General features: G+C 58.2%; 14 protein-coding genes. All 14 read right to left on the reverse strand.

Features of this window, described 5'->3' with window-relative positions; translation table 11 throughout:
- Nucleotides 1-87 precede the first annotated feature (87 nt).
- Nucleotides 88-1,920, reverse strand: coding sequence for a glutamine--fructose-6-phosphate transaminase (isomerizing) (gene glmS / locus AC4PS6_RS10945; protein ID WP_014720585.1), 1,833 nt, complete (start codon nucleotides 1,918-1,920; stop codon nucleotides 88-90).
- A 10-nt stretch (nucleotides 1,921-1,930) separates the two neighbouring features.
- The gene (locus AC4PS6_RS10950; RefSeq protein WP_103451440.1) at nucleotides 1,931-2,698 is read right to left on the reverse strand and encodes a DeoR/GlpR family DNA-binding transcription regulator; all 768 of its coding nucleotides are present in this window, start codon (nucleotides 2,696-2,698) and stop codon (nucleotides 1,931-1,933) included.
- A 238-nt stretch (nucleotides 2,699-2,936) separates the two neighbouring features.
- Nucleotides 2,937-4,304, reverse strand: a complete 1,368-nt coding sequence (gene glmU / locus AC4PS6_RS10955) for a bifunctional UDP-N-acetylglucosamine diphosphorylase/glucosamine-1-phosphate N-acetyltransferase GlmU (protein ID WP_336827191.1) — start codon at nucleotides 4,302-4,304, stop codon at nucleotides 2,937-2,939.
- A gap of 122 nt (nucleotides 4,305-4,426) precedes the next feature.
- Nucleotides 4,427-4,843: a F0F1 ATP synthase subunit epsilon gene (locus AC4PS6_RS10960; RefSeq protein ID WP_003195825.1), complete on the reverse strand. Its 417-nt coding sequence runs from the start codon at nucleotides 4,841-4,843 to the stop codon at nucleotides 4,427-4,429.
- Nucleotides 4,844-4,887: 44 nt separating this feature from the next.
- The gene (gene atpD / locus AC4PS6_RS10965) at nucleotides 4,888-6,264 is read right to left on the reverse strand and encodes a F0F1 ATP synthase subunit beta (RefSeq protein ID WP_003195827.1); all 1,377 of its coding nucleotides are present in this window, start codon (nucleotides 6,262-6,264) and stop codon (nucleotides 4,888-4,890) included.
- A 27-nt stretch (nucleotides 6,265-6,291) separates the two neighbouring features.
- Entirely contained in the window at nucleotides 6,292-7,152 is an 861-nt protein-coding gene (gene atpG, locus AC4PS6_RS10970; RefSeq protein WP_005792602.1) for a F0F1 ATP synthase subunit gamma, read from the reverse strand.
- A 50-nt stretch (nucleotides 7,153-7,202) separates the two neighbouring features.
- Entirely contained in the window at nucleotides 7,203-8,747 is a 1,545-nt protein-coding gene (gene atpA / locus AC4PS6_RS10975) for a F0F1 ATP synthase subunit alpha (RefSeq protein WP_003195831.1), read from the reverse strand.
- 21 nt (nucleotides 8,748-8,768) lie between these two features.
- Nucleotides 8,769-9,305: a F0F1 ATP synthase subunit delta gene (locus AC4PS6_RS10980; protein ID WP_003195833.1), complete on the reverse strand. Its 537-nt coding sequence runs from the start codon at nucleotides 9,303-9,305 to the stop codon at nucleotides 8,769-8,771.
- Nucleotides 9,306-9,317: 12 nt separating this feature from the next.
- Complete coding sequence (locus AC4PS6_RS10985; RefSeq protein ID WP_003195835.1) at nucleotides 9,318-9,788, reverse strand: F0F1 ATP synthase subunit B; 471 nt, start codon at nucleotides 9,786-9,788, stop codon at nucleotides 9,318-9,320.
- Between the two features lie 55 nt (nucleotides 9,789-9,843).
- Complete coding sequence (atpE, locus tag AC4PS6_RS10990) at nucleotides 9,844-10,101, reverse strand: F0F1 ATP synthase subunit C (protein ID WP_002555987.1); 258 nt, start codon at nucleotides 10,099-10,101, stop codon at nucleotides 9,844-9,846.
- 133 nt (nucleotides 10,102-10,234) lie between these two features.
- Entirely contained in the window at nucleotides 10,235-11,104 is an 870-nt protein-coding gene (atpB, locus tag AC4PS6_RS10995; RefSeq protein WP_014720589.1) for a F0F1 ATP synthase subunit A, read from the reverse strand.
- A 16-nt stretch (nucleotides 11,105-11,120) separates the two neighbouring features.
- Nucleotides 11,121-11,528 (reverse strand): F0F1 ATP synthase subunit I, encoded by a 408-nt coding sequence (locus AC4PS6_RS11000; RefSeq protein ID WP_010565865.1) that lies wholly within the window; start codon nucleotides 11,526-11,528, stop codon nucleotides 11,121-11,123.
- A 148-nt stretch (nucleotides 11,529-11,676) separates the two neighbouring features.
- The gene (locus AC4PS6_RS11005) at nucleotides 11,677-12,549 is read right to left on the reverse strand and encodes a ParB/RepB/Spo0J family partition protein (protein WP_003195890.1); all 873 of its coding nucleotides are present in this window, start codon (nucleotides 12,547-12,549) and stop codon (nucleotides 11,677-11,679) included.
- Nucleotides 12,550-12,558: 9 nt separating this feature from the next.
- Nucleotides 12,559-13,356: a ParA family protein gene (locus AC4PS6_RS11010; RefSeq protein ID WP_003195891.1), complete on the reverse strand. Its 798-nt coding sequence runs from the start codon at nucleotides 13,354-13,356 to the stop codon at nucleotides 12,559-12,561.
- Nucleotide 13,357 lies beyond the last annotated feature (1 nt).

Genomic DNA, 13,357 nt, shown 5'->3' on the forward strand with positions numbered 1-13,357 from the left:
AATCTATGTTTCCGCGTGTCAAACTATATTGACTAGTGTCAATCTATATTGTTCAAAACCAGCCCCTTTTGGGTACGCCAGTGAGGCTTACTCCACCGTCACCGACTTCGCCAGGTTACGCGGCTGGTCAACGTCGGTGCCCTTGAGCACCGCGACGTAGTACGACAGCAACTGCAGCGGGATGGTGTAGAGGATCGGCGACAGGGTGTCGTGGATGTGCGGCATGTTGATTACATGCGTGCCTTCACCGTTGGTCATTCCGGCCTTCTCGTCAGCGAAGACGATCAGTTGGCCGCCACGGGCGCGTACTTCCTGCAGGTTGGACTTGAGCTTCTCCAGCAGTTCGTTGTTCGGCGCCACGGTGACCACTGGCATGTCGTCATCCACCAGGGCCAACGGGCCGTGCTTCAGCTCGCCGGCCGGGTAGGCTTCGGCGTGGATGTACGAGATTTCCTTGAGTTTCAGCGAGCCTTCCATCGCAACCGGGTACTGCGCACCACGGCCGAGGAACAGGGTGTGGTTCTTGTCGGCGAACAGCTCGGCGACTTTTTCCACGGTGCCGTCCATGGCCAAGGCTTCGCCCAGGCGGGTCGGCAGGCGGCGCAGTTCTTCCACCAGAGTGGCTTCGACACCGTCGGCGAGGGTGCCGCGTACTTGGCCCAGTGACAGGGTCAGCAGCAACAGGCCCACCAGTTGGGTGGTGAAAGCCTTGGTGGAGGCGACGCCGATTTCACGACCGGCCTGGGTCAGCAGGGTCAGGTCGGATTCACGCACCAGGGAGCTGATGCTGACGTTGCAGATCGCCAGGCTGCCGAGGAAGCCCAGTTCCTTGGCATTGCGCAGGGCGGCCAGGGTGTCGGCGGTTTCGCCGGACTGGGAAATGGTCACGAACAGGGTGTCGGGCTGCACCACCACCTTGCGATAGCGGAACTCGCTGGCGACTTCGACCTGGCATGGGATGCCGGCCAGTTCTTCCAACCAGTAACGCGCCACCATACCGGCGTGATAGCTGGTGCCGCAGGCGACGATCTGCACATTGCGCACTTTGGCGAACAGTTCAGCGGCTTGCGGGCCGAAAGCATTCACCAACACTTGGTTCTGGCTCAGGCGACCTTCCAGGGTGCGCTGTACCACGGACGGCTGCTCGTGGATTTCCTTGAGCATGAAGTGGCGGAACTCGCCCTTGTCGGCGGCTTCGGCACCGTCGCGGTATTGCACGGCTTCACGTTCCACGGACTGACCGTTCACGTCCCAGATCTGCACGCTTTCACGGCGGATGTCGGCAATGTCGCCTTCTTCCAGGTACATGAAGCGGTCGGTCACTTGGCGCAGGGCCAGTTGGTCGGACGCAAGGAAGTTCTCACCCAGGCCCAGGCCAATTACCAATGGGCTACCGCTGCGGGCGGCCACGACGCGGTCAGGCTGGCTCGCGCTGATCACGGCCAGGCCGTAGGCGCCGTGCAGCTCTTTGACCGTGGCCTTGAGGGCGGTGGTCAGGTCGCTGTGGTCCTTGAGCTTGTGGTTGAGCAGGTGGGCGATCACTTCGGTGTCAGTGTCCGAGGTGAAGACGTAGCCCAGGCCCTTGAGTTGTTCACGCAGCACTTCATGGTTTTCGATGATGCCGTTGTGCACCACCGCCAGGTCGCCAGAGAAGTGCGGGTGAGCGTTACGCTCGCACGGAGCACCGTGGGTGGCCCAACGGGTGTGGGCGATCCCTAAGCGACCTACCAGTGGCTCACCGGCCAGGGCCTGGTCCAACTCGCTGACCTTGCCCGGGCGGCGCATGCGCTCCAGCTTGCCGGCGTTAGTGAAGACGGCCACACCGGCGCTATCGTAGCCGCGGTATTCGAGGCGCTTGAGGCCTTCGATCAGGATGGCAGTAACGTTACGTTCGGCGACTGCGCCAACAATTCCACACATGGTGCTTCTCCTAGATGATTGCCGCGCATATCAGCGTGATGCCGCGGGCTTGGATCTGGTCGCGGGCCTCGAGCGGCAGGCGATCATCGGTAATAAGGGTATGGACGCTGCTCCAGGGCAGTTCCAGGTTGGGAATCTTGCGGCCGATCTTGTCGGATTCGACCATCACCACCACTTCACGGGCGACCTCGGCCATGACGCGGCTCAAGCCCAGCAGTTCGTTGAAGGTGGTGGTGCCGCGCAGTAAATCGATGCCATCGGCACCGATGAACAGCTGGTCAAAGTCGTAAGAACGCAGGACCTGCTCGGCGACCTGGCCCTGGAACGAATCCGAATGCGGGTCCCAGGTGCCCCCGGTCATCAACAGCACCGGTTCGTGTTCCAGTTCGCTCAAGGCGCGGGCCACGTTCAGGGAGTTGGTCATCACCACCAGGCCCGGCTGATGGCCCAGTTCGGGGATCATCGCGGCGGTGGTGCTGCCGCTGTCGATGATGATGCGCGCATGTTCACGCAAACGCTTCACGGCCGCACGGGCGATGGCGCGCTTGTAGACCGAGATGGGCTGGGCAGCGTCACCCACCAGCTCTTGGGGCATAGTGATTGCACCGCCGTAGCGACGCAGGAGCAAGCCGTTACTTTCGAGGGCAGCAAGGTCCTTGCGGATGGTCACTTCCGAAGTTTCGAAATGTTTGGCCAATTCGTCCACGCTGACTTCGCCCTGTTCGTTGAGCAAGGTCAGGATATTGTGGCGTCGTTGGGGGGTGTTTCGTTTCGACATGGTAGTGATAAGTTTCGTTTCGAAAGATAACGAAGGCAATCAAAACCTATTGGTGAAAGATCGTCAAGAGGCGGAAGGCATTTTTGTAGAGCTTTCGGACATGCCACTAAACAACTGTGGGAGCTGGCTTGCCTGCGATAGCGGCGTGTCAGGCGACATCATGATGAATGTCAGACCGCTATCGCAGGCAAGCCAGCTCCCACAGGAGGGCGTATCAACCTATGGAGTTGTGGATAACTCAGGTCTTCTTGATTTTGACCGGGCGTTTCCAGCCGTCGATGTTGCGTTGGCGAGCCCGGGCAACAGCCAGTTGGGACTTATCCACATCCTGGTTGATGGTTGAGCCCGCTGCGGTGTTGGAACCATCGCCGATGGTCACCGGAGCAACCAGCGAGTTATTGGAGCCGATGAACACGTCTTCACCAATGGTGGTCTGGTACTTGTTGGCACCGTCATAGTTGCAGGTGATGGTGCCGGCGCCGATGTTGGTGCGGGCGCCGATGACGGCATCGCCCAGGTAAGTCAGGTGGCCGACTTTGGCGCCTTCGCCCAGGTGAGCGTTTTTCAGTTCGACAAAGTTCCCCACATGGGCCTTGGCCCCCAGCTCGCTACCCGGACGCAAGCGCGCAAACGGCCCGGCATCGCTGCCCTCGCCCATCACCGCACCGTCGATATGGCTGTTGGCCTTGACCACCACGCCTTTGCGCAAGGTGCTGTCCTTGATCACGCAGTTCGGGCCGATCACCACACCGTCTTCAATGATCACGCGGCCTTCGAGGATCACATTGATATCGATCAGGATGTCGCGGCCCACCGTGACTTCGCCACGTACATCGAAACGCGCCGGGTCTCGCAGAGTCACACCCTGGGCCATCAGGCGCAGGCCTTCGCGCAGTTGATAGTGACGTTCCAGCTCTGCCAGTTGTTTGCGGTCGTTGGCGCCCTGCACTTCCATCGGATGGTGGGGCTGCTCGGTGGCGACCAGCAGGCCATCGCTGACGGCCATCTCGATGACGTCGGTGAGGTAATACTCGCCCTGGGCGTTGTTGTTGGACAGGCGGCTCATCCAATCGGCGAGCTTGTTGGCAGGCACCGCGAGAATGCCGGTGTTGCCTTCAGTAATCGCGCGCTGGGCTTCGCTGGCATCTTTGTGTTCAACGATGGCAGCCACCTTGCCGTCGGCGTTGCGCACAATGCGGCCGTAGCCCGTAGGGTCGTCCAGCTCAACGGTCAGCAGGCCCATCTGGCCAGGCACCACGTGCTTGAGCAGGCGTTGTAAGGTTTCCACTTCAATCAGCGGTACATCGCCGTAGAGGATCAATACCGTGTCCGCGGTGATGAAAGGCACAGCCTGCGCGGTCGCGTGGCCGGTGCCCAGTTGCTTGTCTTGCAATACGAAATTCAGGTCGTCCGCGGCCAGACGCTCACGGACCACGTCGGCACCGTGGCCAATCACCACATGAATACGTTGTGGGGCCAGTTGCCGGGCGCTGTGGATAACATGACCCAGCATGGAATTGCCCGCGACCGGGTGCAGCACCTTGGGCAGGGCCGAACGCATACGAGTGCCCTGGCCTGCGGCGAGAATGACGATTTCAAGAGACATGAATGGCTACCAATCCTGGGCGGTCCGGGTTCAGACCAAAGAAGTGTTTTGCAAAAAAGAAAAAGGGTAGCCGAGGCTACCCTTTTTAATCAATCACGCATCAAGCAAAACGGCGTGGCCGCTTACTTCTTGCGGATCTGCTGGAGAGTACGCAGCTGGGCTGCGGCCTCGGCCAGACGGACTGCAGCAGCGCTGTAGTCGAAGTCTGCGCCTTTTTCGTTCAGCGCCTTCTCGGCAGCCTTGACGGCTTCCTGAGCGGAGGCTTCATCCAGGTCGCCAGCACGTTGCACGGTGTCGGCAAGTACCTTGACCATGTTCGGCTGAACCTCGAGGAAACCACCGGAGATGTAAAACACCTCACGTTCCCCGCCTTGCTTGGTCAGAGTGATCGGACCTGGCTTCAAGCTTGTGATCAGCGGGGCGTGACCCATGGCGATACCAAGATCACCCAAGTCGCCGTGCGCTGTTACAAACTCGACCAGACCGGAGAAAATTTCCCCTTCCGCGCTGACGATATCGCAATGGACTGTCATAGCCATCTGATTGCCTCAACCTGATGAGCGCCCGTTTCCGGGCGCCAGGATTACAGTTTCTTGGCTTTCTCGATCGCTTCTTCGATGCCGCCGACCATGTAGAACGCTTGTTCTGGCAGGTGGTCGTAGTCACCGTTGAGGATGCCTTTGAAGCCAGCAATGGTGTCTTTCAGGGAAACGTATTTACCCGAAGCACCGGTGAAGACTTCAGCCACGAAGAACGGCTGCGACAAGAAACGCTGGATCTTACGAGCACGGTTTACCAACTGCTTGTCGGCTTCCGACAGCTCGTCCATACCCAGGATCGCAATGATGTCCTTCAGTTCTTTGTAACGCTGCAGCACGTACTGAACGCCGCGAGCGGTGTCGTAGTGCTCCTGGCCGATCACGTTCGGGTCCAGCTGGCGCGAAGTCGAGTCGAGTGGATCGACCGCTGGGTAGATACCCAGGGAAGCGATGTCACGGGACAGAACGACGGTGGCGTCCAAGTGGGCGAAGGTGGTAGCTGGCGACGGGTCGGTCAAGTCATCCGCAGGTACGTATACCGCTTGGATCGAAGTGATCGAACCTTCCTTGGTCGAAGTGATACGTTCTTGCAGAACGCCCATCTCTTCAGCCAGGGTCGGCTGGTAACCTACTGCAGAAGGCATACGGCCCAGCAGTGCGGATACTTCAGTACCGGCCAGGGTGTAACGGTAGATGTTGTCGACGAACAGCAGAACGTCGTTACCTTCGTCACGGAATTTCTCGGCCATGGTCAGGCCAGTCAGGGCTACGCGCAGACGGTTTCCCGGCGGCTCGTTCATCTGACCGTAAACCAGTGCCACTTTGTCCAGAACGTTGGAGTCCTTCATCTCGTGGTAGAAGTCGTTACCCTCACGAGTACGCTCACCAACACCTGCGAACACGGAATAACCGCTGTGCTCGATGGCGATGTTACGGATCAGTTCCATCATGTTTACGGTCTTGCCTACACCGGCACCACCGAACAGACCGACTTTACCGCCTTTGGCGAACGGGCAAACCAGGTCGATAACCTTGATGCCGGTTTCCAGCAGGTCGTTGCCGCCCGCTTGTTCTGCGAACGAAGGTGCTGCGCGGTGAATGCCCCAGCGCTCTTCGGTGGCAATCGGGCCAGCTTCGTCGATCGGGTTGCCCAGTACGTCCATGATCCGGCCCAGGGTCGCTTTACCGACCGGTACGGAGATGGCAGCGCCAGTGTCGACAACGTCCAGACCGCGCTTCAAGCCTTCGGTGGAACCCATCGCAATGGTACGAACTACGCCGTCGCCCAGCTGCTGCTGAACTTCCAGGGTAGTTTCCGCGCCTTGTACTTTCAGCGCGTTGTAGATGCTCGGTACGCTGTCGCGTGGAAATTCCACGTCGATAACGGCGCCGATGATTTGAACGATACGTCCGCTACTCATAGCTGGATCCTCTGAATATTTGAACCGTTAAACCGCGGCAGCGCCGCCGACGATTTCCGAGATCTCTTGGGTGATCGCAGCCTGACGCGCCTTGTTGTAGATCAGCTGCAAATCGCTGATCAGATCACCGGCGTTATCGGTAGCGTTTTTCATCGCGATCATCCGCGCCGCTTGTTCAGCTGCGTTGTTCTCGACCACCGCCTGGTACACCTGCGACTCCACGTAGCGCACCATCAAGCCGTCAAGCAGCTCTTTGGCGTCTGGTTCGTAGAGGTAGTCCCAGTGGTGCTTGAGTTCCTGATCCGGGGTTGCCACCAGTGGAATCAATTGCTCCACGGTTGGCTGCTGGGTCATGGTGTTGATGAACTTGTTGGATACCACGGACAGGCGGTCAATCCGGCCTTCCAGGTACGCATCCAGCATCACCTTCACACTGCCGATCAAATCATTGATCGACGGCTCTTCACCCAGGTGGCTGATAGCTGCAACGACGTTACCGCCGAAGTTGCGGAAAAAGGCCGCACCCTTGCTACCAACAACACACAGATCGATCTCGACGCCGTTTTCGCGGTTTACCGCCATGTCCTTGACCAGGGCCTTGAACAGGTTGGTATTCAGACCACCGCACAAACCACGGTCACTGCTCACTACCACATAACCTGCACGCTTGACGGCGCGCTCGATCATGAACGGGTGGCGGTATTCCGGGTTGGCGTTGGCCAGATGCCCAATTACCTGGCGGATACGCTCCGCATAAGGACGGCTAGCAGCCATGCGCATTTGTGCCTTGCGCATTTTGCTGACCGCCACTTTTTCCATGGCGCTGGTAATTTTTTGCGTGCTTTTGATGCTCGCAATCTTACTGCGAATCTCTTTTGCGCCTGCCATGTAACACCTATCAGGTTAGCAAGCGGAAGCCTTGCGGCTCCCGCTGCGGCTTACCAGGTTTGGGTGGCCTTGAACTTCTCGATACCGGCTTTCATGCCAGCGTCGATATCGTCATTGAAGTCACCCTTCACGTTGATCTTCGCCATCAATTCGGCGTGATCGCGGTTGAAGTAAGCAATCAGCGCTTGTTCAAAGCTGCCGACCTTGGCGATTTCAACGTCGGTCAGGAACCCACGCTCAGCGGCATACAGCGACAACGCCATGTCAGCGATCGACATTGGGGCGTATTGCTTCTGCTTCATCAGCTCGGTAACGCGCTGACCATGCTCAAGTTGCTTACGGGTCGCTTCGTCCAGGTCAGAAGCGAACTGGGCGAATGCCGCCAGTTCACGGTACTGAGCCAGAGCGGTACGGATACCACCGGAGAGCTTCTTGATGATCTTGGTCTGAGCGGCACCACCCACACGAGATACCGAAACACCGGCGTTCACTGCAGGGCGGATGCCCGAGTTGAACATGGCCGATTCCAGGAAGATCTGACCGTCGGTGATGGAAATCACGTTGGTCGGAACGAACGCGGAAACGTCGCCAGCCTGGGTTTCGATGATCGGCAGTGCGGTCAGGGAACCGGTTTTGCCGGTCACTGCGCCGTTGGTGAACTTCTCTACGTATTCTTCCGAAACGCGGGATGCGCGCTCCAGCAGACGGGAGTGGAGATAGAACACGTCGCCTGGGTAGGCTTCACGGCCTGGTGGACGGCGCAGCAGCAGGGAAATCTGGCGGTAAGCCACTGCTTGCTTGGACAGATCGTCATAAACGATCAGCGCGTCTTCACCGCGGTCGCGGAAGAATTCACCCATGGTGCAACCGGAGTACGGTGCCAGGAATTGCAGCGCAGGAGATTCCGAAGCACTGGCAGCCACGATGATCGTGTTGGCCAGGGCGCCGTTTTCTTCCAGCTTGCGAACTACGTTGGCGATGGTCGATTGCTTCTGACCGATGGCTACGTAGACGCAGAAAATGCCGCTGTCTTTCTGGTTGATGATCGCGTCGATGGCCAGAGCGGTTTTACCGATCTGACGGTCACCGATGATCAGCTCACGCTGGCCACGGCCGACCGGGATCATGGCATCGACAGCCTTGTAGCCAGTCTGTACAGGCTGGTCTACCGACTTACGCCAGATCACGCCTGGAGCAACTTTCTCGACCGCATCGGTCTCGGTGTTGCCCAGTGGACCTTTACCGTCAACAGGGTTACCCAGTGCGTCGACAACGCGACCCAGCAGTTCCTTACCAACCGGAACTTCCAGGATGCGGCCTGTGCACTTGGCGCTCATGCCTTCAGCCAGACTGGTGTATGCGCCCAATACAACGGCACCTACGGAGTCTTGCTCCAGGTTGAGGGCCATACCGTAGACGCCGCCCGGAAACTCGATCATCTCGCCGTACATGACGTCGGCCAGACCGTGAATCCGCACGATGCCGTCAGATACGCTGACGACAGTGCCTTCGTTACGGGCTTGGGAGGTCACATCGAGCTTGTCGATGCGGCCCTTGATAATTTCACTTATTTCGGAAGGATTGAGTTGCTGCATTGCTCTGCTGCCCCTTCAAACTCAAGATTTCAATGCTTCGGCAAGTTTCGCGATTTTGCCGCGAATCGAGCCATCGATAACCAGGTCGCCGGCACGGATAACAACACCACCAATAAGCGATGCGTCCTCCGAAGCTTGCAGGCGCACTTCCCGATTGAGTCGTGCACTGAGAACCTTGGCGAGTTTGTCTTGCTGTTCTTGGTTCAATGCGAAAGCACTGGTCACTTCAACGTCTACCGATTTCTCTGCTTCGGCCTTGTACAGGTCGAACAGAGCGGCGATCTCCGGCAATAGCGGGAGACGGTCGTTTTCGGCAATGACGTGGATGAAGTTCTGCACCTTCACATCAAACTTGTCGCCGCACACTTCAATAAAAGTGGCGGCCTTGTCTGCGCTCGTCAGGCGCGGGGCCTTGAGCACGCGCTGCATGGTGTCGTCTTGCGACACTGCTGCAGCCAGGCCGAGCATGGCTGACCAAGAGGCCAGCTGCTGGTGGGCCTGGGCGTGCTCGAAGGCTGCCTTAGCGTAAGGTCGGGCCAACGTGGTCAGTTCTGCCATGATCGCCCTCGCTTAAATTTCAGCAGCCAGTTTGTTAACCAGCTCCGCGTGCGCGTTTTGATCGATTGTGGCACCGAGGATCTTCTCAGCACCGCCAACGGCCAGAGCACCCAGTTGGGCACGCAGCGCGTCTTTGACACCGTTCAGTTCCTGTTCGATCTCGGCATGAGCCGAAGCCTTCACACGGTCAGCTTCGACGCGGGCTTTTTCAACAGCCTCTTCGACGATCTGGTTACCGCGTTTCTTGGCTTGCTCAATGATCTCGGCTGCCTGTGCTTTAGCTTCGCGCAGTTGCTGACCCACTTTCTCGTGGGCCAACTCCAGGTCGCGAGCTGCACGGCTGGCAGCGTCCAAACCATCCGCGATCTTCTTCTGACGTTCGTGCAAAGCCGCGATGACCGGAGGCCACACGAACTTCATGCAAAACACTACAAAAATGAAGAACGCAACGGATTGGCCAATCAGGGTTGCATTAATGTTCACGCCAACACCTCGCTCATTCGTTGTCCATCACCCCAATCACTCGAAAATCGAGTGATTAGCCAGCGAGTTGACCAACGAAGGGGTTCGCGAAGGTGAAGAACAGTGCGATACCAACGCCGATCATGGTCACGGCGTCGAGCAGGCCGGCGACGATGAACATTTTAACTTGCAGCATTGGGACCATTTCTGGCTGACGCGCTGCGCCTTCCAGGAATTTGCCGCCCAGCAGGCCGAAACCAATGGCAGTACCCAGGGCGCCCAGGCCGATCAACAGTGCAACAGCGATAGCGGTTAGACCAACTACAGTTTCCATCTTTCCTCCCGACTTTTACGTCGTATGGTTTAGGTTTTTTAGATTTTAAAGCGGTAAAACAAATCGTTTCATAGCCCTGTTGGGCCACCTTCCCGTTTGACCGGGAAGGACATCAGACTAGTCGAGACTGGTCTTAATGGTTCTCTTCGTGCGCCATCGACAGGTAGACGATGGTCAGCATCATGAAGATGAAGGCCTGCAGGGTAATGATCAGGATGTGGAACACAGCCCACGCCCACTGCAGAACTACGCCCAGGCCGCTAAGCCAGAGCAGGCCGCTGCCGAACATCACAGCGATCAGAATGAACACCAGCTCGCCGGCATACATGTTGCCGAACAGTCGCAGAGCCAGGGAAATCGGCTTGGCGACCAGGGTGACGAATTCCAGCAGGAAGTTCACCGGGATCAGCAGGGCTTGAACGAAGATGTTCTTGCTGCCGAACGGGTGCAGGGTCAGTTCGCCGATGAAGCCGCCGATGCCCTTGACCTTGATGCTGTAGAAAATGATCAGCGCGAATACCGACAGAGCCATGCCCAGTGTGGCGTTCGGGTCAGTGGTGGATACGGCGCGGAATGGAATGTGCGGGTCGCCGGAGATCGCCATGGCCAACTGAGGAATCCAGTCCACCGGGATCAGGTCGACGGCGTTCATCAGGAACACCCAGACGAAGATGGTCAGTGCCAGCGGTGCAATCACCGGGCTACGGCCATGGAAGCTGTCTTTCACGCTGCCATCGACGAATTCGACCAATACTTCAACGAAGTTCTGCAAAGCACCTGGCTGACCCGAAGTCGCCTTCTTTGCCGCCATGCGGAAAATCAGGACGAAGATCAGACCCAATGCGACCGACCAACCCAGAGTATCCAGGTGGAAAGCCCAGAAACCCATTTCTTTGGCTTCTGCTGCGGTGTGGGCAAAGCCCCAGCCGCCATTAGGAAGCTGACCGAAGGTCAGGTTCTGCAAGTGGTGCTGGATATAGCCCGAAGCGGTTGTTTCTGCCATGGTTGCCTCAAACGCCCTAAGGTTTCGAAAGTCTTGTTTTCATTAGCAGGGGAGCGAACCAGCTGACCAGTTGGGTCAACACGAAGACGCCGAATACAGCCAGCGGCGCCAATGGCTTCACACCTGCAAAGGTCAGTGCAAACAGCACTGCCGTCAAAATCAGTTTCCCTGCTTCGCCGGCATAAAAAGACCGGACGATAGCCTGGGCTGCTCGGGCGCCGGAAAACCGAAAGGCCCTGTGAGCAAAATACATATTGGGCAGCAAGGCTATCAGGCCTCCGCAGAGTCCTGAATACCCGGCTACGACTCCATGCCAATACCAGAGCGCCAATGCGGCGATCAGCAAAATGACAAATTGAGCCAGTAGAACCGGAAAAACAGCCAAGCGATGGAACGGCAACGTGTTTGGCGTGCGGGTTTCCATCACTCTTGCTCCTCAATGGTCGGCTGCCGGAAATCAATAACTTGGCATAATTTGTGCCGACAAAATGCGCGCAGAGTATAGGGGCGGTTCAGCCCCTATTCAACTGTCGGGTAGTGATTTCCGATCACGCGCTACATAAGCAAATGTTTCAGCGGATGTGGGCAAGGACGCCCTGAAGCTCATCGAGTGAGTTATATCCGATGACCAACTGCCCTTTGCCCTTCTTGCCGTGGCGAATTTGCACCGCAGAGCCTAGCCGCTCGGCCAGGCGCTGCTCAAGGCGCGCGATATCCGGATCAGGTTTGGCGGTTTCGACCGGTGCAGGTTTACCGCTGAGCCACTGGCGAACGAGGGCCTCGGTCTGACGAACGGTGAGCCCTCGTGCGACAACGTGTCGCGCCCCTTCAACCTGTTGATTTTCCGGCAAACCGAGCAACGCACGGGCATGGCCCATTTCCAGGTCGCCGTGGGACAACATGGTCTTGATCACTTCCGGTAGCGCGATCAAACGCAACAAGTTGGACACGGTGACGCGGGACTTGCCCACTGCCTCGGCCACTTGTTGCTGGGTGAGCTGGAATTCCTGCTGCAAACGCTGCAACGCAATCGCTTCTTCGATCGGGTTGAGGTCTTCACGCTGAATATTTTCGATCAGTGCCATGGCGATTGCGGTTTCATCCGGCACGTCGCGCACCATCGCCGGGATAGTCTCCTTGCCTGCCTGCTGGCTGGCACGCCAGCGGCGCTCCCCGGCGATAATCTCAAAGCGGCCACCGCCAATGGGGCGCACCACGATGGGCTGCATCACGCCCTGAGCCTTGATCGAGTTGGACAGTTCTTCCAGGGCCTGGGGGTCCATGTCCCGACGTGGCTGGTATTTGCCGCGCTGGATCAGGTCCAGCGGCAAGTGCTGCAGCTCGCGCTCGTCGGCCTGCACCGCTTGTTCTTCAAGCGATGTGACGGTCGGACCACTCAACAGTGCATCCAGTCCACGTCCGAGACCTCGTTTCTTGACGGCCATGGGGATTCCTTAAGTTGGCTGGGCTGCAGCGGTGCGTGAATTACGGCGTTGGCGGCGAACCATCTCGCCAGCCAATGCCAGGTAGGCGATGGCGCCACGCGAGGATTTGTCGTACGCCAGCGCCGGCATGCCATAGCTTGGCGCTTCGGCCAGACGGATGTTGCGTGGAATCACGGTGTCGTACAGCTGGTCACCGAAGTGTTCCTTGAGCTGCGCCGACACATCGTTCATCAGGCTCAGGCGCGGGTCGAACATGGTCCGCAACAAGCCTTCGATCTGCAGTTTCGGGTTGAGCAACTCGGCAATGCGCTTGATGTTATCCACAAGGTCACTCAGGCCTTCCAACGCGTAGTACTCGCACTGCATGGGGATAATTACCCCATCGGCGGCCACCAGCGCGTTAAGCGTGAGCATCGACAGCGACGGTGGGCAGTCGATCAAGATGTAATCGTAGTTGTCGCGAATGGGCGCCAGGGCGCTGCGCAGACGGCTTTCTTTCATCTGCATTTCCAGCAGCACCACTTCCGCCGCGGTCAGATCGCGGTTGGCCGGCAGCAGTTGGTAACCGCCGTGCTCGGAATAATGCATGGCCTGGGCCAGGTCGCATTCGCCAATCAGCAAATCGTAGACCGAGTTTTCCAGGCCGTGTTTATCCACACCGCTACCCATGGTGGCGTTGCCCTGTGGATCGAGATCGATCAACAGCACCCGACGCTTGGTCGCGACCAGGGATGCTGCGAGGTTGATACAGGTGGTGGTTTTACCCACGCCACCTTTCTGGTTCGCTATCGCGAATACCTTAGCCATT

The organism is Pseudomonas sp. DW-iso17, from assembly GCF_058725345.1.

Bases quoted from the DNA above. Each gene is read 5' to 3' on its own strand.
- glmU (WP_336827191.1), bottom strand. From the start codon at position 4,304: ATGTCTCTTGAAATCGTCATTCTCGCCGCAGGCCAGGGCACTCGTATG.
- AC4PS6_RS10950 (WP_103451440.1), bottom strand. From the start codon at position 2,698: ATGTCGAAACGAAACACCCCCCAACGACGCCACAATATCCTGACCTTG.
- AC4PS6_RS10960 (WP_003195825.1), bottom strand. From the start codon at position 4,843: ATGGCTATGACAGTCCATTGCGATATCGTCAGCGCGGAAGGGGAAATT.
- AC4PS6_RS11010 (WP_003195891.1), bottom strand. From the start codon at position 13,356: ATGGCTAAGGTATTCGCGATAGCGAACCAGAAAGGTGGCGTGGGTAAA.
- AC4PS6_RS11000 (WP_010565865.1), bottom strand. From the start codon at position 11,528: ATGGAAACCCGCACGCCAAACACGTTGCCGTTCCATCGCTTGGCTGTT.
- atpB (WP_014720589.1), bottom strand. From the start codon at position 11,104: ATGGCAGAAACAACCGCTTCGGGCTATATCCAGCACCACTTGCAGAAC.
- atpE (WP_002555987.1), bottom strand. From the start codon at position 10,101: ATGGAAACTGTAGTTGGTCTAACCGCTATCGCTGTTGCACTGTTGATC.
- atpA (WP_003195831.1), bottom strand. From the start codon at position 8,747: ATGCAGCAACTCAATCCTTCCGAAATAAGTGAAATTATCAAGGGCCGC.
- glmS (WP_014720585.1), bottom strand. From the start codon at position 1,920: ATGTGTGGAATTGTTGGCGCAGTCGCCGAACGTAACGTTACTGCCATC.
- AC4PS6_RS10980 (WP_003195833.1), bottom strand. From the start codon at position 9,305: ATGGCAGAACTGACCACGTTGGCCCGACCTTACGCTAAGGCAGCCTTC.
- atpD (WP_003195827.1), bottom strand. From the start codon at position 6,264: ATGAGTAGCGGACGTATCGTTCAAATCATCGGCGCCGTTATCGACGTG.
- atpG (WP_005792602.1), bottom strand. From the start codon at position 7,152: ATGGCAGGCGCAAAAGAGATTCGCAGTAAGATTGCGAGCATCAAAAGC.
- AC4PS6_RS11005 (WP_003195890.1), bottom strand. From the start codon at position 12,549: ATGGCCGTCAAGAAACGAGGTCTCGGACGTGGACTGGATGCACTGTTG.